Origin of the sequence: Niveispirillum irakense DSM 11586 (genome assembly GCF_000429645.1) — a bacterium.
Classification (GTDB): domain Bacteria; phylum Pseudomonadota; class Alphaproteobacteria; order Azospirillales; family Azospirillaceae; genus Niveispirillum; species Niveispirillum irakense.
In genome coordinates, this window is sequence record NZ_AUCG01000022.1 from 222,977 (window position 1) to 249,872 (window position 26,896).

The following is a 26,896-nucleotide window of genomic DNA, read 5'->3' on the forward strand; positions in this document are numbered from 1 at the left end:
GATGCCGGAGACAGGCCACGCGCTGACCGTTTTCCTGGCCAAGGGGTTCGGGCTTTTCTACCTGCTGGCCCTGTCGGTGGGGGTACTGATCTATGCGTTCTGGCCCGGCAACGGCAAGCGCTTCGACCATGCCGCCCGGTCGGTGCTGAACAAGGAGGACCGGCCATGAGCGGTGGGGCCGAGCGCGATCCCGTCACGGGGCACATGACCACGGGCCATGAATGGAACGGTATCAAGGAACTGAACACGCCGGTGCCCAAGATGGTCTGGTTCTTCCTGATCAGTACCTTCCTGTTCAGCGTGGTCTGGTGGGTGCTGATGCCGGCCTGGCCGGTGGGCAGCACCTATACCAAGGGCATCCTCGGTGTGGACCAGCGCCGGGTGGTAGCGGACGACCTGAAGCGGGCGGCAGAACAGGCGCCAGCCTGGGTGGCCAAGGTCGCCGACACCGATTACGCCGCCCTCCAGGCCGATCCCGCCCTGATGGAGCAGGTGCGCCGGCATGGGGCGGTGTTGTTCGGCGATAATTGCGCCGCCTGTCATGGCGTGGGCGGCAGCGGTGGGCCGGGCTTCCCGGCACTGGCAGCGGGGTCCTGGCTGTGGGGCGGGTCGCCGGAGGCACTGGCGGAGACCATCCGTGTCGGCATCAATTCCGATCATCCCGATACGCGCGTCTCACAGATGCCGGCCTTCGGGCGCGACCAGATGCTGACGCGGCCGGATATCATTGCCGTGCTTGCCCATGTCCGCTCACTGTCGGGTGCCGGGCCGGCATCGGCGGCGGGACAGGAGCTGTTCACCGCGAATTGCGCCGCCTGCCATGGCGAGGAAGGCCGCGGCATGGTGGAGATGGGAGCACCCAACCTGACCGATGCCACCTGGATCTATGGCGGTGACGAGCAGACGGTCTTCACCACCATCTTCAACGGCCGGCAGGGACACATGCCGCGCTGGGACCAGCGCCTGGGCGACCTGGACCGCAAGGTGCTGGCGCTCTATGTCGCGGACCTGGCCACGGGGACCAAGCATGCCGGCCCTTAGGCATTGGCGCGTGATCCTGCTGGTTTTGGCCGGCATCGCCCTGCTGGTCGGCGCCAACATCCATCTGGTGATGGTGGCGCTGGAGAGCCAGCCTTCCTGCGTTCCGCACCAGAAACCGGGCGTGAAGCCGGCCCCAACCGGATACAGCGCCGCCAGATCCGCCTGTTGAGAGACAAGACATGATCAGTCCCGCCGACAGCCTGCCGCCCACCGTTCCGCCCCTGCCCCATGTCAGCCCGCATGCGCGCGGCCTGCCCGCCGGCGCGGCGCTGGACTGGCTGCGCGCCGGCTGGAACGATCTGTGGACCAATCCGACCAGCAGCCTGGCCTATGGCGTGGTCATGCTGCTGGTCTCCTGGCTGGTCGTGGCGGGGCTGGTCGGGCTGGGGCGTGATTATTTCCTGTTCCCAGCCCTGGCGGGCTTCGCCATCGTGGCCCCGGCCTTTGCCACCGGGCTTTACGAGAAAAGCCGGCGGCTGGCGGAGGGTAAGCGCATCGGGCTGGTTACCATGCTGCATGTGAAGGCAGCGTCTGGGCGGCAGATCCTGTTCGTGGGCGTGCTGCTCTGCCTGCTGATGCTGGTCTGGATGCGCGCCGCCGTGCTGCTCTACGCCCTGTTCTTCGGCTGGAAGCCATTCCCGGGGCTGGAACATGTCTCGACCATGCTGGTGACGGAACCGCTGGGCATCTGGCTGCTGCTGGTCGGCGGGGCGGTCGGGGGCCTGTTCGCAGCCTTCGGCTTCGCCATCTCCGTCTTCTCCCTACCCATGCTGCTGGACCAGCGGGTGGACGCGCTGACCGCCATGGGCACCAGCATGTCCATGGTCTGGCACAATCTGCCCGTCATGCTGGCCTGGGGCGCCATCGTGCTGCTGTCGCTGGTGCTGGCGCTGCTGCCCGGCCTGCTAGGTCTGGTGCTGGCCTTCCCGCTGCTGGGCCATGCTACCTGGCATGCTTACCGTACCGTTCGAGGGGAGGGATAACATTCCGCATCGTAAAGAAGCTTTCGTCTCGACCTGGGCTTGGGCCTGCTGGGCCTCACCCGCCGGGCGGTCGCCGTGGGCGATGTGCACCAGTTGCAGCCCGTGGAGAATTTTTCCGAAGCCTCGGACGAGCAGCTTATGGATGCGCAAGGCCTCACCAACGCCCAGCAGATCACATGTCGGCGTCAGGGGTTGACCCATGCCAGCGGCTCTGCGATGGCGGCGATCCAGATGGCCACGGTCGTTGGCGATAGTGACACACAGATCCCCGGCATCATGCTGCGCGAACATTTCCGCTGCGTGCCGAAAATCATCAGCTTCTGCAACGATCTGGTTTACAAACGCCTCATCGGCATGAAGCCGGAGGAGAGCGATCCCTGGATCGCGCCCATGTCCTGGGCCCATCCCGGAGGACAAGCCAGACGGGCCAGGAATCCTGGACCAATACGGCGGAAGCCCAGGGCATCGCTGAGTGGCTGGCCTGCCATTGGAGCACCCTGAATAAGCGCTACGGTGGCCCGCCGGAAGAGCGTGTAGCCGTGATCACCTCCTTCGGCTCGCAATGCCAGGTGCTTCGTCAGGCACTGGAAAGGCACCTGGGGCCTGAGGCCGCGATGGTGACAGTGGGAACCGTCCATACCCTGCAGGGTATGGAACGCCATCTGGTGGTGTTCTCGCCAACAATTACCTTCGCTTCCTTAAATGGCAGCGGCCCCTTCTTCGACCGTGGCGTATATATGCTGAACGTCGCCGTGAGCCGGGCCAAGAATGCCTTTGCCGTCATTCGGCGACATGGCCCTGTTTGATGCTACAACCGGACACGCCCCCTCCTCCGTCCTCGCGCGGCATCTTTACCGCAACCCCGATAATGTTGCCCCTGCACCCGCAGGGATGAACCCCGCCGGTAGGGGAAGGGGTTCAGCCCTCCCCCATTGCCCCTGCACCCGCTGCACATGCCCAAAGCAGCGCGTGGCGTCGGCAGCAATCCGCGGATAGGCCGGCCAAGGGCCGGTTGGCGCCCGGAGCCCGTCGCAGCATTTTATGCTGCTACCCCGGCAATAAACCCACGGCCACCGCCTTCCCATCCGTCAGATCGGCGTCTCTGCCTGTCGCGGTCCCATTACCCTGACCCTATTCCTTCCCCAGCCGGGCAGAGGCCATGTTGCAGCGAAATCGTTCCCTTGTGGATATCGACCGGGACCATCTGATCCATCCCGTCACCTCCTTTCGGGGGCATGAGGCGCGGGGCGCCACGCTGCTGCAAAGCGCCAAGGGCATGTTCGTCACCGACATGGATGGCAACCAGTTGATCGACGCTTTCGCCGGTCTCTGGTGCGTCAATGTCGGCTATGGCCATGACAGCATTGTGGAGGTGGCGGCAGAGCAGATGCGCCGCCTGCCCTATGCCACCGGCTATTTCCATTTTGGCAGCGAGCCGGCCGTACGGCTGGCGGAAAAGCTGGTGGAACTGGCGCCTGCCTCTCTGACCCATGTCTATTTCACCCTGGGCGGATCGGACGCGGTGGATTCTGCCGTGCGCTACATCATCCATTATTTCAATGCCATCGGCAAACCGGCCAAAAAACACGTTATCGCCCTGGAGCGGGGCTATCACGGCTCTTCAACCGTGGGTGCCGGCCTGACGGCCATTGGCAGCTTCCACCGCTTCTTCGATGTGCCGCGCCCCTGGCAGCATCATATTCCCTCCCCCTATCCCTATCGCAGCCCCGTAGGAAACGATCCGCAGGCCGTGATCGCCCATTCCGTTGCGGCGCTGCGGGACAAGGTGGCGGAGTTGGGTGCCGATCAGGTCGCCGCCTTTTTCTGCGAACCGATCCAGGGATCGGGCGGGGTGATCGTGCCGCCCAAGGGCTGGCTGAAGGCAATGCGGGAGACCTGCCGCGAGTTGGACATCCTGTTCATCGCCGACGAGGTGATCACCGGTTTTGGTCGCACCGGACCCATGTTCGCCTGTGAATATGAAGGGGTGGAGCCGGACCTGATGACGGTGGCCAAGGGCCTGACCGCCGGCTATGCCCCCATGGGCGCGGTGCTGATGTCGGATGCAATCTTCAACGCTATCGCCGATGGCGCCACCCCCGATCTGCCCATCGGCCACGGCTTCACCTATTCCGGCCACCCGGTCAGTGCCGCGGTGGGGTTGGAGGTGATCCGGCTTTATACTGAGGGCGGTATCCTGGCCAATGGCCAGAAAGTGGGCGCCGATTTCGCCGCCGGGCTGGCCGGGCTTTCCGACCACCCGATGGTGGGGGAAACGCGCGGGCGCGGCCTGCTGGGTGCAATTGAGCTGGTGGCCGACAAGGGCACCAAATCCCGCTTCGATCCGGCCCTGAAGCTGCCTGACCGGCTGTTCGCCCAGGGCTATAAAAACGGCGTCATCTTCCGGTCCTTCGGCGATGGCATGATCGGGCTGGCCCCGGCCTTGTGCTGCACGCCCGATGAAATGGCCTTGATCTTCCAGCGTATCCGCACGACCCTGGATCAGATGCTGGAGGAGCCTGATATTCGTGCCGCCTTGACCTGACGCCCCTTTTCGCTGTCTTTCCCCCCACGCCCAGTTCGGCTCTGATGGAAAAGGCTTTTCGGCATGATACCCGGCCCCAAACTCGACCGGATCGACCTGAAGATCCTGGCCCAATTACAGCAGGCAGGCCGCATCACCAATGTGGAACTGGCCGATGCCGTCGGCCTGTCGCCCAGCCCCTGCCTGACGCGGGTAAAAAGGCTGGAAAAGGCGGGCTATATCACGGGCTATGGTGCCCATATCAACCTGGCCAAGTTGGGTGATTTCCTCACCGTTTTCACCCAGGTGACCCTGACCGAACATCGCAGCGGTGACTTCTCCCGGTTCGAGGCGAAGATCCGCAAGATCGACGAGATCGTGGAATGCCATCTGGTCAGCGGCGGCTATGATTATCTGCTGAAATTCGTCACCAACGGCGTCGGTCATTACCAATCCATCATCGAGGGGATGCTGGAGGGGGATTTCGGGATCGAAAAATATTTCAGCTATGTCGTGATCAAGTCTCCCTTCATCAAACATCATTACCCGATCCAGACCCTGTTCGGGGACCGGCAGGAATAGGGGCTGGATCGATTATCACCGCCCTTCCCTCTCATCCCGCCGCGCGCCCGCGCGATGGTGGGACGATATAAACGCTTTCGCGCGCCCGAACGGATTCCCCATGCCCGATACCATTGCCGATCTGCTGCCCGCCCTGGTGGATTTCCGCCGTGACCTGCATGCCCACCCGGAACTGGGCTTCAAGGAACATCGCACCGCGGGCCGCATCGCGGCGGCCCTGCGCGATGGGGGGGTGGAGGTGCATGAAGGGATCGGCGGCACCGGGCTGGTGGGCGTGCTGCGGGCCGGATCGTCGGATCGTGCCATCGGCCTGCGTGCGGACATGGATGCCCTGCCCATGCAGGAACAGACCGGCCTGCCCTATGCCAGCCAGACCAGCGGCGCCTTCCATGGTTGCGGCCATGACGGCCATTCCACCATGTTGCTGGGGGCGGCCCTGCATCTGGCCCGGACCCGCCAGTTTGATGGCACGGTCCATTTCATCTTCCAACCGGCGGAAGAAGGGCTGGGCGGGGCGCGGGCCATGGTACAGGACGGGCTGTTCGACCGCTTCCCCTGTCAGCGGGTTTTCGCCCTGCATAACTGGCCGGACCTGCCGGCCGGCACCGTTTCAACCCGCCCCGGCCCGATCATGGCGGCAGCGGACAAGTTCGAGATCACCTTGACCGGCAAGGGCGGCCATGCCGCCATGCCACATGTGACCCCCGATGCGGTGCTGGCGGCGGGCGAGCTGGTGGGGCAGTTGAACACGATCATTTCCCGCCGCATTCCGCCTACTGCCTCGGCCGTCTTGTCGGTGACGCGCATCCAGGGCGGCCATGCCCATAATGTGCTGCCGGCCGCCGTTACCCTGGGCGGCACCGTGCGCAGCTTCGACCCCGCCATCCAGGACGGGATTGAGGCGGCCCTGCGCCAGGTGGCGGCAGGCGTGGCACTTTCCACGGGCACTGAGGCCGCCATCACCTATGACCGCTATTACCCGGCCACCATCAATGATGGGGAGGCAGCGGCAGAAGCGCTGCGCATCGCCGCCACCTTATGCCCCACCCATCTGGCGCCGGAACCCGCCTTCACCTCGGAGGATTTCGCCTTCATGCTCCAGGCGTGCCGGGGGGCTTATCTCTGGCTGGGCCAGGGCACAGCAGCAAACGCTGCCCCCCTGCATCACCCCGCCTATGATTTCAACGACGACATCATCGCCACTGGCATGATGCTGCATGTGGCACTGGCGGAGGGGATGCTGGGGACATGAGCACCATGCCCGCCCGCCGGGCGCCGCAGAAGAAGCTGTCACCCCGTCGGATTTCAGCAGCCGCCCCCAGCCCCAGCGGGGCAATCACGGCGTATCTGCCGCGCACCACTGCTACCCTGCTAAGAAACCAATAAAGCTGCACCCGCCGGCATATTTCCTGGACGGTCGGGGCTCCGGGACAAGGGACAGGTTTAGCGATGACGACAATCCCCTATGCCGCCACCAGTGCCCCCAGCACGGTCCGAGGGATCAGCAGCCGCATCGGCGCCATCGATGCGCTGCGCGGGCTGGTCATGCTGTTCATGCTGATCGACCATATCCGGGAAACCTATTTCCTGCATATGCAGGTCAGCGATCCGGTCGATGCTGCCACGGTCGATCCGGCGCTGTTCTTCACCCGGCTGATCTCCACCTTTTGCGCCCCCACCTTTGTGGCGCTGACGGGGCTGTCGGCCTGGCTCTATGGCCAGTCGCACAGCCGGCAGGAAACCTCGCTGTTCCTGCTGAAGCGCGGCCTGTTCCTGATCTTTCTGGAAGTGACCTTTGTCGGGCTGGCCTGGAGCCTGAAATTCCCGCCCCAGACCTTCTGGCTGCAGGTGATCTGGGCTATCGGCATCAGCATGGTGGCACTTTCCGCCCTGCTGTACCTGCCGCGCCCCTGGCAGATCGCCCTCGGGCTGGCCATTGTCTGCCTGCATAACCTGCTGGACGGTATCCGCCTGCTGCCCGGCGATAGCGGCTTTGCGCTCTGGGCCATCCTGCATCAGCGCGATGTGATCGACCTGGGTGGCGGGCTGACTGCCAAGACAACCTATCCGGTGCTGCCCTGGATCGGCCTGATCCTGCTGGGCCATGCCATCGGCCCCTGGTTTGCCCGCGGGCGCGACGGGGCGGAACGCCGCCGCCGGCTGGTGTTGCTGGGCGGCGGCATGCTGGTTGCGTTTCTGCTGCTGCGCTGGTGCAATTTTTATGGTGACAAGCCATGGGTTGCGGGGGTGGATGGCTTGCGCACCATCATGGCCTTCCTGTCCTTGACCAAATATCCGCCGTCGCTGCTGTTCCTGCTGTCAACGCTGGGGGTTGGCGCCCTGCTGCTGGCCTTGTTCGAGAAGTACGAGAGCCATCGCATCATGGGCTGGCTGTCCCTGTTCGGCGGCGCGCCCATGTTCTTCTATCTTCTGCATCTCTATGTGTTGAAGGCGCTGTATTTCACGGCCCTGGGGCTTTATGGCCCAACCAAGGGGGCGGTTTTCGGTGTGGAGAGCGTGGGCACGGTCTGGCTGTGGTTCTTCATCCTGACGCCGGTCCTCTATTTCCCGACGCGCTGGTTTGCGCGGCTGAAGCAGCGGCGCAAGGATATCTGGTGGCTTAAATATCTCTGATCTTTCCGTTCTTCAAAATTCAAGCCCCGCCGGCCCAGCCGGCGGGGCTTTTGCTTTGACGGGCCATGCTGATCAGCGCAGCATTTTCCGCGCATTTTGTCCCCACAACAATATAACGCGCCGTCAGGGGGGCGGCTTTTGACGAAACATTTCTGCCATTAACGCCAAATCTGGTGGGCATAAAGCAAAAACGCGGGGGCACCTAAGCGATCCGCGCAACATGCCGGCCCTTGTGACCGGCATGCCGGGAAGAATAAAAGGCACACGTTATAACATAACGTGCATTGCCAGGCGAACAGTGGAGCAGTGCAGAAGGGGGACCAAACGATGCAGTATCAGTCCGGATTCCGGCTTGCGTTGGCGGCCAGCGCCGCCTGTGTGGCCCTGACCGTCCCCATGGCGGCAGCACAAACAACCGGCGGTGAAGAGCTGGCGGAAATTATCGTCGTCGGACAGCGTCAGGCCTATCGTGGCGATGTCGCGTTAAAGGATACCCCGCAGGCCATCCAGGTGTTGGACGGCGCACTGCTGGATGCTGTGGGCATCACCGAGCTGGAAGGCGCGCTGGAAATGGCCAGCGGCGTCGCCAAGCAGAATAATTTCGGCGGCTTGTGGGACAGTTTCGCCATTCGCGGCTTTGCCGGCGATCCCAATTTCCCCAGCGGCTTCCTGGTCAATGGCTTCAATGGCGGGCGCGGCTATGGCGGCCCGCGCGATGCCTCCAACATCGACCGGATCGAGGTGTTGAAGGGCCCCAACTCCGCCCTGTTCGGTCGCGGAGAGCCGGGCGGTACGGTGAACATCATCACCAAGAAGCCGAAATTCGATACTGAAGGCAGCGTCTCGGTTTCCGCCGGCAGCTATGACACCTACCGGATCGAAGGCGATATTACCGGCCCGATCACGGACAAGATCGCCGTGCGCATCAATGGCGCGGCCGAGGATGCCGGCAGCTTCCGCGATACGCTGAAGAGCAAGAAGTACACGGCCTCCCCTTCCATCCTGATGCAACTGACGGAAGACACCTCGTTCAGCTATGAGGCTGAATATGTGAAGCAGGAAGTGCCGTTCGATCGCGGCATCGTCGCCGTCAATGGCGATCTGGGCGCCCTGCCCATTTCCCGCTTCCTGGGTGAACCGGGCGACGGCCCGGTCGAGGTGGAAGTGCTGGGCCATCAGGCACAGCTTCAGCATGATATCAGCGATGACTGGAGCGTGCTGATCGGTGCCGGCTATCGCGATACCAGCTTCAAGGGCTTTTCCTCCGATGCCGAACTGGCGGGCAGCCGCCAGACGCTGGAGGAGACGGGGAACATGCTGTCCCGTCAGCGCCGTTACCGCGATTACCAGACCGAACATATGGTGTTCCGCGGTGAAGTGTCTGGTACCTTCAATACTGGTATCTTCACCCATCACCTGATTGTGGGCGCGGATTGGGACAAGTTCGAGATCGATCAGGTGCAGTTGCGCTATCGCCCGCCGGCTTATACCGCCGGCCGGCCGATAACGGCGGCCAACAACGCCATTGACATCTTCAACCCCGTCTATGGCAGCACGCCCACCCCTACCGCCACTTTGGACAACAGGTTCGAGCGGCAGAAGGCCTGGGGCGTCTATTTCCAGGATCAGATCGACCTGACGGAAAAACTGAAGTTCCGCTTCGGCGGCCGGTATGATGATTTTGACCAGTCGATCCATAACCGGATCAACGATGCCCGCCTGGGCAACAGCTACACCAAGTTCAGCCCCCAGACCGGCCTGGTCTATGACCTGACGGATGAGTTCTCGCTCTATGGCGGCTATGGCCGTGGCTTCCGGCCCAATACCGGCTTCGATTTCTCCGGCGCTGCCTTCCGTCCGGAGGAAAGCGAAAGCTACGAGATCGGCGGCAAATACACCTCCCCCGATGGCCGCATTACCAGCACGCTGGCCCTGTTCACCATGACCAAGGACAATGTGCTGACGGCCGATCCGGTCAATTCCGGCTACTCGCTGGCCATCGGCAAGGCCCGCAGCAAGGGCGTGGAATTCGACCTGAACGCCCAGTTGCCCGGCGATATGCAGCTTTACCTGACCTATTCCTATACCGACGCCGAGGCGGCGCGCGACATGGTGGACCCGGATTTCGGCCTGTCCATCCTGGAAGGCGACCCGCTGATCAACATCCCCAAGAACCAGGCCAGCGCCCTGCTGATGAAGGATCTGTTCTTCGGGGATAATACCGTCACCCTGGGCGGTGGCGTGAATTATGTCAGCAAGCGCCTGGGGGAGACGGGCGTGGATTTCTACCTGCCCAGCTACACGCTGGTGAAGCTGCTGGCCTCCTGGCAGCCGACCGAGCAGTTGAAGCTGTCCGTGGATGTGAACAACCTGTTCGACAAGCGGTACTACGCCAGTTCCTACGCCCGGTCCTGGGTGGCCCCTGGCACCCCGCGCACTTTCACGGCCAGGATCGGCTACACGTTCTGACAGGGGTGACCCCCTTCCGTTCCAAGGCATGAACCTGACTGTCACGCCGCTGATACCCCCGGTGTCAGCGGCGTTTTTCTGGGAGCGCTTTTATGGCCCTTCTCTATAAGGCAGACCCGGTGCGCGGCGCGGTCTGGAAACAGGTCTTCACGGCGGAGGCTCCGGAGATTGATTTCCGTGCTTGGCCCGAAGCCGGCAAACTGGCCGATATCCGCTATCTGGCGGCCTGGACGGTAACGCCCGATCTGCTGGCCAGCCTGCCCAACCTGGAGGTGCTGTTTTCCACCGGTGCCGGGGTGGATCAGTTGGACCTGTCCCAGGTGCCGGCGCATATCCAGGTGGTGCGGATGATTGAGCCGGGCATCATTGATGGCATGGTGGAATATGCCAGCTTTGCCACCCTGGCCCTGCACCGCCACATGCTGCATTACCGGAAAGCCCAGGATGAGGGCCGGTGGGCACCGGTGAAACTGGTGCCGGCACAGGCCCGTCGCATCGGCGTGATGGGGCTGGGCACATTGGGCCGCGCTGTGCTGGATCGGCTGGGCCGCTACGGCTTCCCGCTTTCCGGCTGGTCGCGCTCGCCCCAGCAAGTCGAGGGCGTCACCTGCCATGCCGGCGCGGAAGGGATGCCGGCTTTTCTGGCCGCCTGCGATATCCTGATCTGCCTGCTGCCGCTGACGGATGAAACGCGCGGCATTTTGTGCCGCAAAACCTTCGATCTGCTGCCCGATGGTGCTGCCCTGGTCAATGCCGGGCGCGGGGGGCATCTGGTGGAGGTGGATTTTCTGGCTGCGCTGGATAGCGGAAAACTCTCCGGCGCCGTGCTGGATGTGACGGAGCCGGAGCCCTTGCCGCCAGGGCATCCCTTCTGGCGGCACCCCGCTATCCTGTTGACACCCCACATTGCCAGCATGACCCAGCCGGAAAGTGCGGCCCGCGTGCTGATGGCCAACATCCGGCAGCATCGCCAGGGTCTGGCAATGGTGGGAAACGTCCCACGCGGGCGTGGATATTAGGGAAAGGTGACGCGGCAGACTGTGCCGCAGATACTGCCGAAAAGGCGGATAAATACCCATACGCGGTCCCCAAATCAGGGTGAAGTTCCGGCCTTCCCATGTCCTAATTGCCTTGTCGCGGACACCACCTCAACAGGGTGATCCGCCGGACCGATCCAAACCGCGAGCGGCCCTGAACCCGGCCATTCGCCCGATGTGAAGGACAGACAGCCATGGCCCCGTTCCGGCCCAAATTCATCACCTTCGACTGTTACGGGACGCTGACCCGCTTTCGCATGTCCGACATGGCACGGGAAATATTCCCCGACCGTGTGAAGCCGGAGGATATGGACCGGTTCTGCAAGGATTTCGCAGCCTATCGGCTGGATGAGGTGCTGGGAGCCTGGAAGCCTTACCGCGAAGTGATCCATAATTCCGTGGAGCGCACCTGCAAGCACTGGAAGATCGAATTCCGCCCGGAAGAGGCGGCCCGCATCTATGAGGCGGTGCCGACCTGGGGCCCGCACGCCGATGTGCCCACGGGTCTTGCCAAGGTGGCCAAGGAAATCCCGCTGGTGATCCTGTCAAACGCCGCGAACGAGCAGATCCATCATAATGTGGCACTGCTCGGCGCGCCGTTCCATGCCGTCTATACCGCCGAACAGGCCCAGGCCTACAAGCCGCGCCTGCAGGCGTTTGAATATATGCTGGACCAGTTGGGCGCGGACCCGAAGGACATCATGCATGTCTCTTCCAGCTTCCGCTATGACCAGAACTCCGCCACCGATCTGGGCTTTGGTGCCCGCGTCTTCGTGGCGCGCGGACATGAGCCGACCAACCCGAACTATCGGGATTATGAGATCCCGCATATCGGCATCCTGCCGGCCTTGGTGGGGCTGTAACCCATCATGGCGGACCGGAAAACCCTCTCCTATTGGCTGGATACGGCACCCGGCTTCACCGGCGGGGTGACCGGTCCGGTGGAAGGCCGGGTGGATGTCGCCATCATCGGCGGCGGCTTCACCGGTCTGTCCGCAGCATTGGCCCTGCGCAAACGTGGGGCCAGCGTGGCCGTGCTGGAAGCCGGTCGTGTGGCGGGAGAAGCTTCCGGCCGCAATGGCGGCCAATGCAATGCCGGCACGGCGCATGATTTTGCCGGTCTGGTCGCCCGTTTCGGGCGGGAGACGGCAGCGCTTTATTATAACGCCCATGTCCAGGCGGTCAGCGATGTGGAACGGCTGGCGCAAGAGGAAGGGATCGACTGTGCCTTCCGTCGCGCCGGCCGGCTGAAACTGGCGGCCAAGCCGGAACATTATGCCAAGCTGGAAAAGGCTTATGAAAGCCTTGCCACCATCGATCCGCATGTGACGCTGGTGCCGCGCACCAACCTGTCGGCGGAAATCGCCGGCGACGCCTTTCATGGCGGGCTGCTGCAAGGCACGAGCGCGCAGTTGCATGTAGGGAAATTCGGCGTCGGTCTGGCAGAGGCTGCCAGCCGCCGGGGCGCGCAGATATATGAACAGGCCGCCGTCACCGGCCTGTCCCGCCAGGGCAAGGGTTGGCTGGTCACCACCCCGCGCGGCACGTTGAATGCCACCCAGGTGCTGGTGGCCACCGGCGGGGCCAGCGCGCAGGGGCCGTTCGGCTGGTTCCGCCGCCGTATCATCTCCGTCGGCAGCTTTATCATCGCCACGGAACCGTTGCCGCCAGAACAGGTGGCCACGCTGTTCCCCGGCAACCGTAATTATGTGACCAGCAAGAATATCGGCAATTACTTCCGCCTGTCGCCGGATAACAGGCTGATTTTCGGCGGACGCGCGCGCTTTGCCGTGTCCGACCCCTTATCGGATCAGAAAAGCGGCCGCATCCTGGAAGCCACGATGCGCAGCCTGTTCCCGGCTTTGCGCGATGTGCGGGTGGATTATTGCTGGGGCGGCATGGTGGACCTGACTGCCGACCGGCTGCCGCGCGCAGGCGAGCATGATGGACTGTTCTACGCCATGGGCTATAGCGGCCATGGCGTGCAGATGTCCGTGCATATGGGGGAAAAGATGGCCCGTGTGATGGGGGGCGAAACCGCCGCCAACCCCTGGGCCGGCCTGGACTGGCATGCCGTGCCGGGCCATCTGGGCAAGCCCTGGTTTCTGCCGCTGGTCGGCCTTTACTACCGCATTCAGGACATCCTGCATTGAGGGGGGACATGGGCCTTTCGCGGCGAACGCTGCTGACAGCCGGCATGGCGGCCAGTGCCCTGCCCCTGCTGCCAGCCTGGGCGCAACCAAGCCCCCTGCGCGTGCCACAGCCCCGCTATGGCGGGCGCATCCGGGTGGCCGCCATGTCCAGTTCCACCGCCGACACGACAGACCCGGCCAAGGGCGCGCTGTCTACCGATTATATCCGCCATCACATGCTTTATTCGGGCCTGACCGAATATGGTGTCGATCTGCGACCCCGGCTGGCCCTGGCGGAAACGATTGAAAGCCGCGACCAGATCCACTGGCGGGTCAAGCTGCGCCCCGGCATCCGCTTCCATGATGGCAAACTGCTGCATGCCGAAGATGTGGTGTACAGCCTGATGCGCCACCAGAACCCTGCCATCGGGTCCAAAGTGCGCCCCATTGCCAGCCAACTGGCCGAAGCGCGCGCCACCGGCCCCCTGGACCTGACCATCACCCTGACCGGGCCGAATGTCGACCTGCCGTCGATGCTGGCGGCATCGCATTTCCTGATCATCGCCGCCGGGACGACGGATTTCAGCCGTCCCAACGGGACCGGCCCCTACCGCATCAAAAGTTTCGTCCCCGGCGTCAGCACCATCGTCACCCGCAATGATGATTTCTGGAAGCCGGGCAAGCCCTATCTGGACGAGATTGAACTGATCGGCATTCCGGACGAGGTATCACGGGTCAATGCTCTGCTGTCCCGCGACGTGCATCTGATTGTTGCGGTCAATCCCCGCTCCATGCGCCGCATCAAGGAAAGCGGCACCCATGATCTGCTGGAAACCTCCAGCGGGCTTTACACCAACCTGATCATGCGCCGCGATGGCGGCATTACCGGTAATCCCGATTTCGTGCTGGGCATGAAGTATCTTTTTGACCGGGAACTGGTGAAGCGGGCCCTGTTCCGGGGATCGGCACAGATCGCCAACGATCACCCGATCCCCCCCTTCCACCCGTTTTACCGGGCCGACCTGCCGCAACGGGCCTTTGACCTGGATCGCGCGAAATATCATTTCGCCAAGGCGGGGGTGGGCCGTTCGCCCCTGTCCATCTATGCCTCACCGGCGGCGGAAGGGTCGGTGGATATGGGCTCGGTTCTGCAGGAATATGGGGCCCGTGCCGGGTTGAATCTGGCGGTGAACCGGGTGCCGGCGGATGGCTATTGGTCCACCCACTGGATGAAGCATCCGCTGAGCTTCGGCAATACCAACCCGCGCCCGACCGCCGATCTGGTGTTCAGCCTGTTTTATAAATCCACCGCCGCCTGGAATGAGACGGGGTGGAAAAATGAACGGTTCGACCAGTTGCTGCTGGAGGCCCGCGCCACGGCAGACGACAGCCTGCGGGGCCAGATGTATGGCGAAATGCAGGAAATTGTCCGCGATCAGGGGGGCACCGCCATCCCCGTCTTCATCAACATGACAGACGGATACGACAACCGGTTGAAGGGCCTGTACCCCGTGCCGGTTGGCGGGTTGATGGGCTATGCCTTTGCCGAACATGTCTGGTGGGAGGATTGACCGAATGTCAGCAGCATCCCCCGCAACCGGCCAAAGCGGCACCACCTTTCTGCTGACGCTGATCGTCCGGCGGCTGGCATCGGGCCTGTTGACCCTGTTCCTGGTGGCCCTGGTGGTCTTCATCGTCAGTGGCCTGCTGCCCGGCGATGCGGCGCAGGAAATGCTGGGGCAGAGCGCCACGCCCGAAGCGGTCGCAGCGCTTCGCCAGCAGATGGGACTGGACCAGCCCGCCAGCATCCGTTTTGTGCGCTGGCTGGCCGGGCTGCTGGGCGGTGATCCCGGTTTTTCCATGGTTGCCAACATGCCGGTGGCGGACATCATCGCCAGCCGGCTGCCCAATTCCCTGATCCTGGCCGGTCTGTCCACCCTGGTGGCCGTGCCCATGGCCCTGACAATCGGCATTGCCTCGGCCCTGCGCCAGGGGGGGCGGCTGGACCGGGCCTTGAACACGGCGACCCTTTCCATGGTGGCGGTGCCGGAATTCCTGATCGCCACCATTGCCGTGCTGATCTTTGCCGTGGAACTGCGCTGGCTGCCGTCCATTGCGCTGGTGCCGGCCAGCGGGACCTTTCTGGACCTGCTGCGGGCACTCGCCATGCCCGTCCTGTCCCTGTCGGTGATTGTGGTCGCACAGATGGCGCGGATGACGCGGGCCGCCATCATCGCCCAACTGGGCTTGCCCTATGTGGAGATGGCGCGGCTGAAGGGGGTGGCACCGGCCCGGTTGGTGCTGGTGCATGTGCTGCCCAACGCCATCGCCCCCATCGTCAACGCCATGGCGCTGTCGCTCTCCTACCTGCTGGGCGGGGCGGTGATTGTGGAAACGATCTTCAATTATCCCGGCCTTGCCAGCCTGATGGTCAATGCCGTCACCAGCCGCGACATGCCGCTGCTGCAGGCCTGCGCCATGATCTTCTGCGGGGCCTATCTGCTGCTGGTGCTGGTCGCCGATATCGTCGCCATCCTTGCCAACCCGAGGCTGCGTAACCGATGAGCGCTATCCCGGATGCGAAAAATCCCGGCTGGGCCGCCCGCCTGCCATTGACCGGCAAGGTGGGGCTGGGGCTGGTGATCTTCTGGATCGCCACCGCCATTGCTGGCCCCTGGCTGGCCCCCTATGACCCCGGTGCCTTTGCGCATCAGGATGTGTTCGCCGGGATCGGGGCGGCGCACTGGCTGGGCAGCGATTATCTGGGCCGCGATGTGTTGAGCCGGGTTTTGTCCGGTGCGCGCTATTCCGTCGGGCTGGCCGCCGCCGCCGCCATTGCTGCCAGCACCACCGGCACCGGGATGGCCCTGCTGGCCGCCGTCTCCCCCCGCTGGCTGGACGAGGTGCTGAGCCGGTTCATGGATACGCTGATCTCCATCCCGTCGAAGATTTTCTCCCTGGTCCTGGTGGCTGCCGTCGGCTCCTCCCTGCCGCTTCTGTTCCTGATCGCCACGCTGATCTATATCCCCGGCGCCTACCGCATCGCCCGGTCGCAGGCGGTCAATCTGGCGCAGATGGATTATGTGCAGGTGGCCCGCACGCGTGGCGAAGGGGCGGCCTATATCGCCATCCGGGAAATATTGCCCAACATGATCCACCCGATGCTGGCGGATTTCGGCCTGCGCTTTGTCTTCATCGTGCTGCTGCTGTCTGGCCTGTCCTTTCTGGGGCTGGGGGTGCAGCCGCCGGATGCCGATCTGGGATCACTGGTGCGGGAAAATATCTCCGGCCTGGGCGAAGGGGCCCCCGCCATCCTGGTGCCGGCGCTGGCCATCGCCACCCTGACTGTCGGGGTCAATCTGCTGATCGACGCGCTGCCCCGACGGCGCGGATCGAAGGAAGGGTAGCGCCATGGAACCGCATGTGGAGGTCAAGGGTCTGCGCGTCACCGCCGGGGGCAAGGATGACAGCGCCATCACCATTGTGGAGGGGGTGGATTTCACCATCCCGCGCGGCGGTGTGCTGGCCCTGATCGGGGAAAGCGGGTCGGGCAAGACCACCATCGCCCTGACCCTGATGGGCTATGCCCGCAGTGGCTGCCGCATTGCCGGCGGCAGCATAAGGCTGGGCGATACCGATATCCGGGCGCTGGACGAGGAGGGGCTGGCGGCCTTGCGCGGCGACCGGGTCGCCTATATCGCCCAAAGTGCCGCCGCCTCCTTCAACCCGTCCAAGCGCATCATGGATCAGGTGGTGGAGCCGGCCCTGATCCATGGCCGGATGGACCGCAAGAGTGCGGAAGCCAAGGCCATTTCCCTGTTCAGGGCGCTGGCCCTGCCCCAGCCGGATAGCATCGGTAGCCGTTATCCGCACCAGCTTTCCGGTGGGCAGTTACAACGGTTAATGGCGGCCATGGCGTTGATCACCGGGCCGGAACTGGTGATCCTGGATGAGCCGACCACCGCCCTGGACGTGACCACACAGATTGAGGTGCTGCGCGCCTTCAAGCACGCCGTGGCCAGCCAGGGGGCCACCGCTATCTATGTGTCGCACGATCTGGCCGTGGTGGCACAGATGGCCGATCAGATCCTGGTGCTGAACAAGGGCCGGATACGCGAAGCCGGGGCCGCCACCCAGATACTGCAAAGCCCGGCGGATGATTATACCCGCACCCTGATGGCAGCCGCCCGCCCTGCCCCCAAGCCGGCCCCGGTGGCGGCCCCGACCAAGGCGCCCTTGCTGGAAATCAAGGGCCTGTTCGCCGGCTATGGCAAGGTGGATAGCGGGGGCCGACCGGAAATCCCCGTGCTGCGCGATATCAGCCTGTCCATCGCCAAGGGGGCCACCCTGGGCGTGATCGGGGAAAGCGGATCGGGCAAATCCACACTGGCCCGCGTGGTGGCGGGCCTGATCCGGCCGGCCAGCGGGTCGGTTAATTTCGCCGGGGCGCGCCTGCCCGGCGGGCTGGAACAGCGCAGCCGCGACCAGTTCCGCCGCATCCAGCTTGTGTTCCAGAATGCCGACACAGCCCTGAACCCCGCCCATAGCGTGGCCGACATCCTGGGCCGGCCCCTGCGCTTCTATCATGGGCTGAAAGGGGCAGCACAACAGAAGCGCGTGGCCGAATTGCTGGATCTGATCCGCCTGCCCGCCAATCTGGCCGACCGCGCCTGTAGCGGCCTGTCCGGCGGGCAGAAACAGCGCATCAACCTCGCCCGCGCGCTGGCCGCCAAGCCCGACCTGATCCTGTGTGATGAGGTGACATCCGCCCTGGATACAGTGGTTGGGGCTGCCATCCTGGATTTGTTGGCCGACCTGCGGCGCGAACTGGGGCTGGCCTATATGTTCATCAGCCATGATATCGGCACGGTGCGGGCCATCTGCGACGATATCATGGTGCTGTATGGCGGCATGGCAGTGGAGATGGGGCCACGCAGTGCCTATCAGGCCCCGCCCTTCCATCCCTATACCGATCTGCTGGTCGGCTCCGTTCCGGAATTGCGGGCCGGCTGGCTGGAGGAACAGGCGACAAGGCCTCCCCCGCCCGCCATCGGGCCGGCGCTGGAAGGGGCCGATCTCTGCCGGTTCCTGCCGCGCTGCAGCGCCCGTATCGACGGGCTATGCACCCATTTTACCCCGCCGCGCCGTCACCTGCCCGGCGGCAGCGACATTCTGTGCCATCACCCGGAGGTGGTGAATTGACCCAAGGACGTTTCGTGCGGCTGGCCGAACAGGACCGCCCGTCACTGACCCTTTATGTGGACGGCCAGCCGGTGACGGCGATGGAGGGTGACACGCTGATGGTGGCCATGCTGGCCGCCGGTCGGGTGCTGCGCACATCGGAATTTGGCGATGGCAAACGCGCCGGTTTCTGCCTGATGGCTGCCTGTCAGGATTGCTGGGTCTGGACAGAGGATGGGGGCCGCCTACGCGCCTGCTCTACCCCCGCCAGCGCCGGTTTGCGCCTTTCCACCAGCCAGCCGGGGGCATCATGGCCGACCGCGAACTAACCCCCCGGATTGTGGTGGTGGGGGCGGGACCCGCCGGCGTGCGTGCTGCGCAAACGTTATTAGAAGCCGGCATCCGCCCGGTGGTGATTGACGAGGCGGCCCGTGCCGGCGGCCAGATTTACCGCCGCCAGCCCACCAATTTCCGCCGCAGCCATGAAGCGCTTTATGGCACGGAGGCCGCGCGCGCCCAGGCGGTGCATGATGGTTTCGATGCCATCGCGGCGACGGTGGATTACCGGCCCGACACGCTGGTCTGGAACATTGCCGATGGGCAGGTCTGGACGGCATCCGAGCGCGGCTATGCCACACTGGCCTATGATGCCCTGATCCTATGTACCGGGGCCACCGACCGGCTGATGCCGGTCAAGGGCTGGCATTATGCCGGGGCCTATAGTCTGGGGGCCGCACAGGTGGCGCTGAAGGCACAGGCCTGCGCCATCGGCGCCAGGGTAGTGTTCATGGGCAGCGGGCCGCTGCTTTATCTGGTGGCCAGCCAATATGTGAAGGCGGGTGCCAAGGTTGCCGCGGTGCTGGATACCTCCCCCTTGAGCAACCGGCTGCGCGCGGCGGTGGATTTGATCGCCCAGCCGGGCATCCTGGCCGATGGCGTGGCACTGACCCGTGCATTGGCGAAAGCGGGCGTGCCGGTGCTGACCGGGGTGACGCCGCTGGAAATCACAGGGAATGCCGAAAATGGCGTCAATGGCGTGCGCGTGCGGCTGGCCAATGGCACGGAACGTGATTTCGCCGCCGATGCCGTGGCGCTGGGCTATCACCTTCGCCCGGAAACCCAGTTGGCTGATCTAGCCCGCTGCGACTTCGCCTTTGATGCCAAGACCCGCCAATGGCTGCCCAAACGCGACCAGGACGGGCGGGCCAGCGTGGCCGGGGTCTATCTGGCCGGCGATGGTGCGCGTATCCTGGGCGCACGCTCCGCCGAGGTCAGCGGCAGGTTGGCAGCATTGGCAGCTCTGGCCGACCTGGGCCACAAGGTGGACCCGCTGACGCTGGTCCATCTGCGCCGACAGGTGGCATCCTATGCCCGCTTCGCCCGTGGCCTTGCCACCGCCTTCCCCTGGCCGCATGAACAGGCCGCCAACCTGCCGGATGAAGCAATCGTCTGCCGTTGCGAGGCCGTAACGGCGGGCGACCTGCGCCGGGTGGTGAATGAAACCGGGGCGAAGGAAGCGAACCGCGCCAAGGCCTTCAGCCGTGTCGGCATGGGCCGGTGCCAGGGCCGCTATTGCGGCCATGCCGGGGCGGAGGTGATTGCCGCCTGCGCCAACATCCCGGTGGAACAGGTGGGCCGCCTGCGCGGGCAGGCCCCGGTAAAGCCGCTGCCGGTTGCCATCGCACCGGAAGGGGAGGAATGATCATGGCAAGCCCTGTTTCCGTCAGCGATGTGCTGATTATCGGTGGCGGCCTGATGGGCACATCCGCCGCCTTGTTCCTGCGCCAGCGTGGCCGTTCCGTCACCCTGCTGGAAAGCGATCTGGTGGGGCGGCAGGCCAGCGGCACCAATTTCGGCAATGTCCGCCGCCAGGGCCGGCCCATCCACCAATTACCGCTGGCCAACCGCGCCATTGCCATCTGGCGCCGGGCCAATGAATTGCTGGGGGCGGATGTTGAATATCTGCAATCCGGCCATATCCGCGTCTGTTATCGGGAGCGGCCGGAAAATATCGCCAAGATGGAGGAATATGCAGCCGAAGCCCGGCATGTCGGGCTGGATCTGGAACTGCTGACCGGCAATGCCCTGCGGGCACGCTTCCCGTTTTTCGGGCCGGATGTGCTGGCCGGCTCCTATTCCGCCTTGGATGGCCATGCCAACCCGCGCCTGACAGCACCCGCCTTTGCCCGTGCGGCACAAAGGGCAGGCGCGCAGGTGTTTGAGAATACCCGCATCATCCATGCCGCCAAGCAGGGCACGGATTTCGTGGTGACGGCAGAGGATGGCCGTACCTTCCGGGCACCTGTGCTGCTGATCACCGCCGGGGCCTGGGGCAATAAACTGTCGCAGCAATTCGGGGAGCCGGTGCCCCTCACCCCACGCGGCCCCAACATGAGCGTGACGGAACCCGTCCCCTATGCCATTGCCCCCGCCGTGGGCGTGATGACCCCGGTGGAGGAGGAGACGGTTTATTTCCGCCAAGTGGCGCGCGGCAATATCATCCTGGGCGGCAGCACGCGCGGCCCGTCTTACCCCGACCAGTACCGCGCCTATGTGCTGCCGCAGAACACGATGAAGCAGTTGAGACAAATCCGCCGGCTGGCCCCCGCCCTGGCCAACCTGAACATCATCCGCGTCTGGACGGGGATTGAAGGCTATCTGCCTGACAGTCTGCCGGTGATGGGCCGCTCCGCCACCACCAGCGGCCTGTTCTACGCTTTTGGATTTTCGGGTTCCGGCTTTCAGATCGGGCCGGGCGTGGGGGAAACGATGGCCGAACTGATCGATACCGGAACGACCCCGATAGACCTAAGCCATTACGATATCGCACGGTTCCGTCGGTCTGCGTGATGGGCCAGCAGGATATGGCCGACCGGTCGGCCATTCCGCTTTCCACATATCGGCTGATGGCACGGCACGGTGCCACCGGCTGGAAAGGGTGGCGAGCCCTTTCCGGAGACAGTAAAGCCGTCAGAAAGGCGCAGCCACTTTCCGCCTGCCTTAAAATTCGATCAGCATCGTCTTGGATTTCAGGTTCGCCTCATAGGCCTCCCGGCCCAGATCCTTGCCGATGCCGGATTTCTTGAAGCCACCCGTGGGCAGGATGAAATCATTGGAACGGCCATAGCGGTTGACCCAGACCGTGCCCGCCTCCAACGCCCGTAAGGCACGCAGAGCACGGGAGACGTCGCCCGTATGCACGCCTGCCGCCAGCCCGAAGCCGCTGTCATTGGCCAGGGCGAAGGCCTCCTCTTCCTCCCGGAAGGTCTGCACGGTCAGCACCGGGCCAAAAATCTCCTCCCGCACTGCCTCATGCTCCCGCGTCACGCCGACCAGGAGGGTGGGCTGATAGAAGGCACCATCCTGGGGACCGGATGCCCGGCCGCCGCCGGTCAGCACCTCTGCCCCCGCCGCCTTGGTACGGCTGACAATGCCGTCGATCCGATCGGCCTGGGGGTGGGAGATGATGGGGGAAAGGCTGGTGCCCGCCTCCCAGGTCGGGCCGGGACGCAGGGCCTGGAACCGGTCACGGATGGCGGAAATCACCCGGTCGGCCACCTGTTCCTGCACCAGCAGGCGGGAACCGGCAACACAAACTTGGCCGGCATTCAGCGTGATGGCACGGGCGACAATGCCCGCCGTTTTGTCCAGGTCACTGGCATCGGCAAAGACCAGTTGCGGGCTTTTGCCGCCCAGTTCCAGCGTCACCGGCTTCGGCCCCGTCTCGGCACAGGCCTGCATGATGGCGATGCCGGTGCGGGTGGAGCCGGTGAAGGTCACCTTGGATACCAGCGGGTGGCGGCACAAAGGGTCACCCACCTGGCGCCCGTCGCCCTGCACGATGTTAAACAAGCCCGGTGGCAGGCCCGCCTCTATCGCCAGTTCAGCCAGCCGTACCACGCTGAAGGGTGTCATCTCGCTGGGCTTCAACACTACGGCATTGCCAGCCGCCAGCGCCGGGGCCACCTTCCAACCGGCCATGACCAGCGGCAGGTTCCAGGGGGCGATGGCAGCGATCACGCCATAAGGCTCGGTGATGGTCAGGCCCAGCTTGTCATGGCTGGTGGCGGCCACATCGCCGCCCACCTTGTCCGCAAATTCGGCAAAAAAGCGGATCGTTTCGGCTGTGTACCAGACGTCCCAGGCGCGTGCTTCCGCGATGGTGCGGGTGGAGCCAACGGCCTCCAGCGGGGCCAGCACATCCATGTCAGCTTCAATCAGATCAGCCCAGCGGCGCAGCACCTTCATGCGCTGACGCGGCTCCACCCGCGCCCAGTCGCTCTGTTTGAAAGCGCGCGCGGCATCTTCCACCGCCCGGTCCACCTGATCGGCACTGGCGGTATCCAGATCGGCAAAGGGCTTTGCATCGGACGGGCGCAGCACCGTCAATGCCGGCCCCTGTCCCACCACCCGGCACCCGCCGATGATGTTGGAACCGTGGGTGGGAATGATCTGGTCGGGGGTGAAACTGGCCATGGTGCGACCCTTAATCAAGCACGATTGAATCTGCAGCACAGAATAAGCCCACGGCGCGGCATTTGTTCGGACAGGGGGCGAAGCGTGACACCACAATCTTCCGAATAAAACGGCAGCGCGGCAGCGAATGCCACGCGAAGCCGGCTATGGTGTGAATTGTCGATCAGGAAAAGCGGGACGTCCAAGGGCGGCACAAGCTGCCGCCCGCCCGCTTTTGTTTTGAGGAGTGTGATGGATGGAAATGGGGACGCGACCCATCGTCCGCTTGCGGGCGATGAACCCGGAGGATCTGCCACAGGCGCATGCGCTGTCCCGCGAGCTGAACTGGCCGCATCTGCTGGAAGATTGGAACTTCTTCCTGGAGATCGGCGAAGGCGTGGTGGCGGAGCGGGATGGCGAGGTGGTGGGCACCGCCATGTGCTGGCCGTTCGGGCCGGATGTGGCCACGCTCGGCATGGTCATCGTCTCCCCCACCTGCCAGGGCGGCGGGGTGGGTCGCAAGCTGATGCAGGCGGTGATCGACAAGCTGGGCGACCGCACCATCATCCTGCATGCCACGGCAGAGGGCGCGCCGCTTTATCGCAGCTTGGGCTTCGATGCGGATGGTGAGGTGCTGCAACATCAGGGCACGGCCTTTTCCGTGCCGGTGCCCGACCTGATCACCGATGAACGGGTCCGCCCGATGGGGCAAAGCGACTGGCCCGTCATCACCGCCATGGATGCCCGCGCCATCGGCATGGATCGCAGCCACCTGATCAGCACCCTGGATAAAAGCGCGGTCGGCGTGATGCTGACCCGCGCGCATGAGCCAGCGGGCTTTGCCCTGTTCCGGCGTTTCGGGCGCGGCTATGTCGTCGGCCCCACCGTGGCCCCGGATGAAGGCGGGGCCAAGGCGCTGATCTCCCACTGGCTGGGGGCCAATGCCGGCATGTTCTGCCGTGTTGATATCCCGGAAGATAGCGGCCTGTCGCCCTGGCTGGATGGGCTGGGCCTGCAATGTGTCGGCCGCGTCACCCGCATGGTGCGCGGACCCAGGCCCAAGCGCGACAGCGAATTGCGCACCTTCTCCCTTGTCACACAGGCCCTTGGATGATCATGAAGCCGACCCTTGCCGATCCTACCTTGTTCATCCAGGCCAACCTGATCGGTGGCCAGTGGGTGGGTGCTGCCACCGGCCGCACCCTGGATGTGGATAACCCCGCCGCCGGTTCCATCATCGGCACCGTGCCTGACGCGGATGAGGCGGATACACATGCCGCCATCGCCGCCGCCAATGCCGCTTGGCCGGCTTGGGCAGCACTGCCGGTAGCGGCCCGGGCCGACATGCTGGAACGCTGGCACGCGCTGATGCTGGCCAATATCAACGATCTGGCCCGCATCATGACCGCCGAACAGGGCAAGCCCCTGGCCGAGGCGGCGGGTGAAGTACGCTATGCGGCCAGCTTCGTGAAATGGTTTGCCGGTGAGGCGCGGCGCATCCAGGGCGGCATGATCCCGGCACCGGAGGCCGACCGCCGCATCCTGGTGATGAAGGAACCGGTGGGCGTTTCGGCCATCATCACGCCCTGGAACTTCCCCGCCGCCATGATCACCCGCAAATGCGGTGCGGCGCTGGCCGCCGGCTGCCCGGTGGTGGTGAAACCGTCAGAAATGACGCCGTTCACCGCGCTCGCCCTGGCCAAGCTGGCGGAGCAAGCCGGCATTCCGCCGGGCGTGTTCAATGTCGTCACCGGGCGGCCGCAGGGCATTGGCGCTGCCTTGACCGGCAGCCCGCTGGTGCGCAAGCTCTCCTTCACCGGCTCCACCCGTATCGGCAGCCTGCTGATGGCGCAATGTGCCGACACCGTGAAGCGCCTGTCGCTGGAGCTGGGCGGCAATGCGCCGCTGATCGTGTTCGACGATGCCGATCTGGATGTGGCGGTGGCCGCCACCATGGCCAGCAAGTTCCGCAATGCCGGGCAAACCTGCGTCTGTGCCAACCGGATCCTGGTGCAGGATGGCGTGCATGATGCTTTTGTGGAAAAGCTGGGCCGCGCCGTGGCGGCGCTGAAGGTGGGGCCGGGCGACCAGCCGGGTGTCACCACCGGCCCGCTGATCAACCGCGCTGCGGTGGAGAAGGTGCAGACCCATCTGGACGACGCGCTATCGCGCGGCGCCCGCGTCAGTGCGCAGGCAAAGGCCTATAAGGGCGACCGTTTCGCAGCACCGGTGCTGCTGACCGGGGCCGATCCCACCATGCGGCTGGCGTCGGAGGAAACGTTCGGCCCCGTCGCCCCGATCTTCCGCTTCCAGGCGGAGGAAGAGGCGATCCACATCGCCAATGACACGCCCTTCGGTCTGGCCAGCTATTTCTATACCGAAAACCTGCACCGCGCCTTCCGGGTGGCGGAGGCGTTGGAAACCGGCATGGTGGCGCTGAATACCGGCTCCATCGCCATGGAGATGGCGCCCTTCGGGGGCATCAAGCAATCCGGTCTGGGCCGCGAGGGCGGGCCGACCGGCATTGACGAATATCTGGAAACCAAGACCTTCCACATTGGTGGTCTGAAGCTGGGGCACAGCGCATGAGCAGCAAGCGCAGCTATAACATTGCCATCATCCCCGGCGACGGGATCGGCAACGAAGTGATGCCGGAAGGCGTGCGCGTGCAGGAACGCGCTGCCAGCCTCTATGGCTTCACCATCAATCAGCAATGGCATGATTTCGCCAATTGCGACTACTACGCCCGCCATGGAAGGATGATGCCGGAGGACTGGAAGGCGCAGATCGGCAAGCCTGACGCGATTTTCTTTGGTGCCGTCGGCTGGCCGGCCACGGTGCCGGACCATATTTCGCTCTGGGGTTCGCTGCTGCAGTTCCGCCGCGAATATGACCAATATGTCAACCTACGCCCGGTGCGGCTGATGCCGGGCGTGCCCTGCCCGCTGGCGGGCCGCCAGCCGGGCGACATTGATTTCTGGATCGTGCGGGAGAATACGGAGGGTGAATATTCCTCCGTCGGCGGCCATATGTTCCCCGGCACGGAGCGGGAAATCGTCATCCAGGAAACGGTGATGACCCGCCATGGCGTGGACCGGGTGCTGCGCTATGCGTTTGAACTGGCCAACCGCCGGCCCAACCGGCACCTGACCTCGGCCACCAAGTCCAACGGCATCTCCATCTCCATGCCCTTCTGGGATGCGCGGGTGGAGGCGATGGCAGCGCACTATCCGGATGTGCGCTGGGACAAGTACCATATCGACATTCTGACCGCCCAGTTCGTGCTGAACCCGGACCGGTTCGATGTGGTGGTGGGCTCCAACCTGTTCGGCGATATCCTGTCCGACCTGGGCCCGGCCTGCACCGGCACCATCGGCATCGCCCCTTCCGGCAATATCAACCCGAAAGGCACCGGCCCGTCCTTGTTTGAGCCGGTGCACGGGTCGGCCCCGGATATTGCCGGCAAGGGCATCGCCAACCCGATCGGCCAGATCTGGTCGGCCGCCATGATGCTGGACCATCTGGGCGAAGCGGAAGCCGCCGCCGGCATCATGCGCGCAGTGGAAAGCGTGCTGGCCGAACCGGACTTACGCACCGGCGACCTGAAGGGCAAGGCCAATACCATCACCTGCGGCAAGGCGGTGGAAGTGGCATTGGGGTAAAAGCCCTGAGAGCACCGCCACCGGTCAGACGGTCGAACGCTTCAGGTCCCCTACAGACAGGCTGCACCGCACAATTCCGCGGCGCAGCCTGTCTTTCTATTTGGTGATTACTTTAATCAGACTGGGTCTTCTCGTGACCGGGCGGCAACCAAGCGGGCGCCCTGTGTCCTCAATCTTGAAGAGAGGCCCTTGTCGG

The 26,896-nt window shown here is 64.3% G+C and carries 25 protein-coding genes; 24 read left to right on the forward strand and 1 reads right to left on the reverse strand.

Going from position 1 to position 26,896, the window contains the following annotated elements:
- The first annotated feature begins 1 nt into the window (after window position 1).
- The 21 genes from G473_RS29905 to G473_RS0111700 all read left to right on the forward strand — a co-directional run bounded on the left by G473_RS29905 (window position 2) and on the right by G473_RS0111700 (window position 21,433).
- A complete protein-coding gene (locus G473_RS29905) occupies window positions 2–169 on the forward strand; it encodes a cbb3-type cytochrome oxidase subunit 3 (RefSeq protein ID WP_084438005.1) in 168 nt (55 codons plus the stop codon).
- Entirely contained in the window at window positions 166–1,041 is an 876-nt protein-coding gene (gene ccoP, locus G473_RS0111605; protein WP_029013233.1) for a cytochrome-c oxidase, cbb3-type subunit III, read from the forward strand. Before G473_RS29905 ends, ccoP begins: the two co-directional genes overlap by 4 nt.
- The gene (locus G473_RS0111610; protein ID WP_029013234.1) at window positions 1,028–1,210 is read left to right on the forward strand and encodes a hypothetical protein; all 183 of its coding nucleotides are present in this window, start codon (window positions 1,028–1,030) and stop codon (window positions 1,208–1,210) included. The genes ccoP and G473_RS0111610 overlap by 14 nt, the downstream gene beginning before the upstream one ends.
- Before the next feature lie 10 nt (window positions 1,211–1,220).
- Entirely contained in the window at window positions 1,221–2,024 is an 804-nt protein-coding gene (locus G473_RS0111615) for a DUF2189 domain-containing protein (RefSeq protein WP_035706767.1), read from the forward strand.
- Window positions 2,025–2,063: 39 nt separating this feature from the next.
- Window positions 2,064–2,525 (forward strand): hypothetical protein, encoded by a 462-nt coding sequence (locus G473_RS30995; protein WP_029013236.1) that lies wholly within the window; start codon window positions 2,064–2,066, stop codon window positions 2,523–2,525.
- Window positions 2,489–2,830: an AAA domain-containing protein gene (locus G473_RS29910; RefSeq protein ID WP_245580052.1), complete on the forward strand. Its 342-nt coding sequence runs from the start codon at window positions 2,489–2,491 to the stop codon at window positions 2,828–2,830. The genes G473_RS30995 and G473_RS29910 overlap by 37 nt, the downstream gene beginning before the upstream one ends.
- Before the next feature lie 353 nt (window positions 2,831–3,183).
- Window positions 3,184–4,569, forward strand: coding sequence for an aspartate aminotransferase family protein (locus G473_RS0111630; protein WP_035706772.1), 1,386 nt, complete (start codon window positions 3,184–3,186; stop codon window positions 4,567–4,569).
- 63 nt (window positions 4,570–4,632) lie between these two features.
- Window positions 4,633–5,130, forward strand: coding sequence for an Lrp/AsnC family transcriptional regulator (locus G473_RS0111635; RefSeq protein WP_029013239.1), 498 nt, complete (start codon window positions 4,633–4,635; stop codon window positions 5,128–5,130).
- A 100-nt stretch (window positions 5,131–5,230) separates the two neighbouring features.
- A complete protein-coding gene (locus tag G473_RS0111640) occupies window positions 5,231–6,382 on the forward strand; it encodes a M20 aminoacylase family protein (protein ID WP_029013240.1) in 1,152 nt (383 codons plus the stop codon).
- A 197-nt stretch (window positions 6,383–6,579) separates the two neighbouring features.
- Window positions 6,580–7,764 (forward strand): acetyltransferase domain-containing protein, encoded by a 1,185-nt coding sequence (locus G473_RS0111645; RefSeq protein WP_029013241.1) that lies wholly within the window; start codon window positions 6,580–6,582, stop codon window positions 7,762–7,764.
- Between the two features lie 327 nt (window positions 7,765–8,091).
- Window positions 8,092–10,233 (forward strand): TonB-dependent siderophore receptor, encoded by a 2,142-nt coding sequence (locus G473_RS0111650; protein ID WP_029013242.1) that lies wholly within the window; start codon window positions 8,092–8,094, stop codon window positions 10,231–10,233.
- A gap of 92 nt (window positions 10,234–10,325) precedes the next feature.
- Window positions 10,326–11,252 (forward strand): 2-hydroxyacid dehydrogenase, encoded by a 927-nt coding sequence (locus G473_RS0111655; protein ID WP_029013243.1) that lies wholly within the window; start codon window positions 10,326–10,328, stop codon window positions 11,250–11,252.
- A gap of 212 nt (window positions 11,253–11,464) precedes the next feature.
- A complete protein-coding gene (locus G473_RS0111660; RefSeq protein ID WP_029013244.1) occupies window positions 11,465–12,133 on the forward strand; it encodes a haloacid dehalogenase type II in 669 nt (222 codons plus the stop codon).
- Window positions 12,134–12,139: 6 nt separating this feature from the next.
- Window positions 12,140–13,423, forward strand: coding sequence for an NAD(P)/FAD-dependent oxidoreductase (locus tag G473_RS0111665; protein WP_029013245.1), 1,284 nt, complete (start codon window positions 12,140–12,142; stop codon window positions 13,421–13,423).
- A gap of 8 nt (window positions 13,424–13,431) precedes the next feature.
- A complete protein-coding gene (locus tag G473_RS0111670; protein WP_029013246.1) occupies window positions 13,432–14,973 on the forward strand; it encodes an ABC transporter substrate-binding protein in 1,542 nt (513 codons plus the stop codon).
- Between the two features lie 4 nt (window positions 14,974–14,977).
- Window positions 14,978–15,967 carry an ABC transporter permease gene (locus G473_RS0111675; RefSeq protein ID WP_029013247.1) on the forward strand — a complete coding sequence of 330 codons (990 nt, stop codon included), beginning with the start codon at window positions 14,978–14,980 and terminating at the stop codon, window positions 15,965–15,967.
- Window positions 15,964–16,809, forward strand: coding sequence for an ABC transporter permease (locus G473_RS0111680; protein ID WP_051330179.1), 846 nt, complete (start codon window positions 15,964–15,966; stop codon window positions 16,807–16,809). Before G473_RS0111675 ends, G473_RS0111680 begins: the two co-directional genes overlap by 4 nt.
- Window positions 16,810–16,813: 4 nt before the next feature.
- Window positions 16,814–18,604 (forward strand): ABC transporter ATP-binding protein, encoded by a 1,791-nt coding sequence (locus G473_RS0111685; RefSeq protein WP_029013249.1) that lies wholly within the window; start codon window positions 16,814–16,816, stop codon window positions 18,602–18,604.
- Window positions 18,601–18,912, forward strand: a complete 312-nt coding sequence (locus G473_RS30300; protein ID WP_029013250.1) for a (2Fe-2S)-binding protein — start codon at window positions 18,601–18,603, stop codon at window positions 18,910–18,912. Before G473_RS0111685 ends, G473_RS30300 begins: the two co-directional genes overlap by 4 nt.
- Complete coding sequence (locus tag G473_RS0111695) at window positions 18,894–20,285, forward strand: FAD/NAD(P)-dependent oxidoreductase (RefSeq protein WP_029013251.1); 1,392 nt, start codon at window positions 18,894–18,896, stop codon at window positions 20,283–20,285. The genes G473_RS30300 and G473_RS0111695 overlap by 19 nt, the downstream gene beginning before the upstream one ends.
- 2 nt (window positions 20,286–20,287) lie before the next feature.
- Window positions 20,288–21,433: an NAD(P)/FAD-dependent oxidoreductase gene (locus G473_RS0111700; protein ID WP_029013252.1), complete on the forward strand. Its 1,146-nt coding sequence runs from the start codon at window positions 20,288–20,290 to the stop codon at window positions 21,431–21,433.
- Between the two features lie 150 nt (window positions 21,434–21,583).
- On the opposite strand, the gene G473_RS0111705 is transcribed toward G473_RS0111700, so the two are convergent.
- Window positions 21,584–23,059 (reverse strand): aldehyde dehydrogenase family protein, encoded by a 1,476-nt coding sequence (locus G473_RS0111705; RefSeq protein WP_029013253.1) that lies wholly within the window; start codon window positions 23,057–23,059, stop codon window positions 21,584–21,586.
- A gap of 235 nt (window positions 23,060–23,294) precedes the next feature.
- On the opposite strand from G473_RS0111705, the gene G473_RS0111710 reads away from it, so the two are divergent.
- The 3 genes from G473_RS0111710 to G473_RS0111720 are packed head-to-tail and all read left to right on the forward strand — an operon-like array spanning window position 23,295 to window position 26,700.
- Window positions 23,295–24,152: a GNAT family N-acetyltransferase gene (locus tag G473_RS0111710; protein ID WP_035706780.1), complete on the forward strand. Its 858-nt coding sequence runs from the start codon at window positions 23,295–23,297 to the stop codon at window positions 24,150–24,152.
- A 2-nt stretch (window positions 24,153–24,154) separates the two neighbouring features.
- On the forward strand, window positions 24,155–25,627 hold the full coding sequence (locus tag G473_RS0111715; protein ID WP_029013255.1) for an NAD-dependent succinate-semialdehyde dehydrogenase: 1,473 nt from the start codon (window positions 24,155–24,157) through the stop codon (window positions 25,625–25,627).
- Window positions 25,624–26,700, forward strand: a complete 1,077-nt coding sequence (locus G473_RS0111720; protein ID WP_029013256.1) for a tartrate dehydrogenase — start codon at window positions 25,624–25,626, stop codon at window positions 26,698–26,700. The genes G473_RS0111715 and G473_RS0111720 overlap by 4 nt, the downstream gene beginning before the upstream one ends.
- Window positions 26,701–26,896 lie beyond the last annotated feature (196 nt).

Excerpts from the sequence above, each read along its gene's own strand:
- G473_RS29905 (WP_084438005.1), top strand. The coding sequence starts at position 2 with ATGCCGGAGACAGGCCACGCGCTGACCGTTTTCCTGGCCAAGGGGTTC.
- ccoP (WP_029013233.1), top strand. The coding sequence starts at position 166 with ATGAGCGGTGGGGCCGAGCGCGATCCCGTCACGGGGCACATGACCACG.
- G473_RS0111610 (WP_029013234.1), top strand. The coding sequence starts at position 1,028 with ATGCCGGCCCTTAGGCATTGGCGCGTGATCCTGCTGGTTTTGGCCGGC.
- G473_RS0111615 (WP_035706767.1), top strand. The coding sequence starts at position 1,221 with ATGATCAGTCCCGCCGACAGCCTGCCGCCCACCGTTCCGCCCCTGCCC.
- G473_RS0111630 (WP_035706772.1), top strand. The coding sequence starts at position 3,184 with ATGTTGCAGCGAAATCGTTCCCTTGTGGATATCGACCGGGACCATCTG.
- G473_RS0111635 (WP_029013239.1), top strand. The coding sequence starts at position 4,633 with ATGATACCCGGCCCCAAACTCGACCGGATCGACCTGAAGATCCTGGCC.
- G473_RS0111640 (WP_029013240.1), top strand. The coding sequence starts at position 5,231 with ATGCCCGATACCATTGCCGATCTGCTGCCCGCCCTGGTGGATTTCCGC.
- G473_RS0111645 (WP_029013241.1), top strand. The coding sequence starts at position 6,580 with ATGACGACAATCCCCTATGCCGCCACCAGTGCCCCCAGCACGGTCCGA.
- G473_RS0111650 (WP_029013242.1), top strand. The coding sequence starts at position 8,092 with ATGCAGTATCAGTCCGGATTCCGGCTTGCGTTGGCGGCCAGCGCCGCC.
- G473_RS0111655 (WP_029013243.1), top strand. The coding sequence starts at position 10,326 with ATGGCCCTTCTCTATAAGGCAGACCCGGTGCGCGGCGCGGTCTGGAAA.
- G473_RS0111660 (WP_029013244.1), top strand. The coding sequence starts at position 11,465 with ATGGCCCCGTTCCGGCCCAAATTCATCACCTTCGACTGTTACGGGACG.
- G473_RS0111665 (WP_029013245.1), top strand. The coding sequence starts at position 12,140 with ATGGCGGACCGGAAAACCCTCTCCTATTGGCTGGATACGGCACCCGGC.
- G473_RS0111670 (WP_029013246.1), top strand. The coding sequence starts at position 13,432 with ATGGGCCTTTCGCGGCGAACGCTGCTGACAGCCGGCATGGCGGCCAGT.
- G473_RS0111675 (WP_029013247.1), top strand. The coding sequence starts at position 14,978 with ATGTCAGCAGCATCCCCCGCAACCGGCCAAAGCGGCACCACCTTTCTG.
- G473_RS0111680 (WP_051330179.1), top strand. The coding sequence starts at position 15,964 with ATGAGCGCTATCCCGGATGCGAAAAATCCCGGCTGGGCCGCCCGCCTG.
- G473_RS0111685 (WP_029013249.1), top strand. The coding sequence starts at position 16,814 with ATGGAACCGCATGTGGAGGTCAAGGGTCTGCGCGTCACCGCCGGGGGC.
- G473_RS0111695 (WP_029013251.1), top strand. The coding sequence starts at position 18,894 with ATGGCCGACCGCGAACTAACCCCCCGGATTGTGGTGGTGGGGGCGGGA.
- G473_RS0111700 (WP_029013252.1), top strand. The coding sequence starts at position 20,288 with ATGGCAAGCCCTGTTTCCGTCAGCGATGTGCTGATTATCGGTGGCGGC.
- G473_RS0111705 (WP_029013253.1), bottom strand. The coding sequence starts at position 23,059 with ATGGCCAGTTTCACCCCCGACCAGATCATTCCCACCCACGGTTCCAAC.
- G473_RS0111710 (WP_035706780.1), top strand. The coding sequence starts at position 23,295 with ATGGAAATGGGGACGCGACCCATCGTCCGCTTGCGGGCGATGAACCCG.
- G473_RS0111715 (WP_029013255.1), top strand. The coding sequence starts at position 24,155 with ATGAAGCCGACCCTTGCCGATCCTACCTTGTTCATCCAGGCCAACCTG.
- G473_RS0111720 (WP_029013256.1), top strand. The coding sequence starts at position 25,624 with ATGAGCAGCAAGCGCAGCTATAACATTGCCATCATCCCCGGCGACGGG.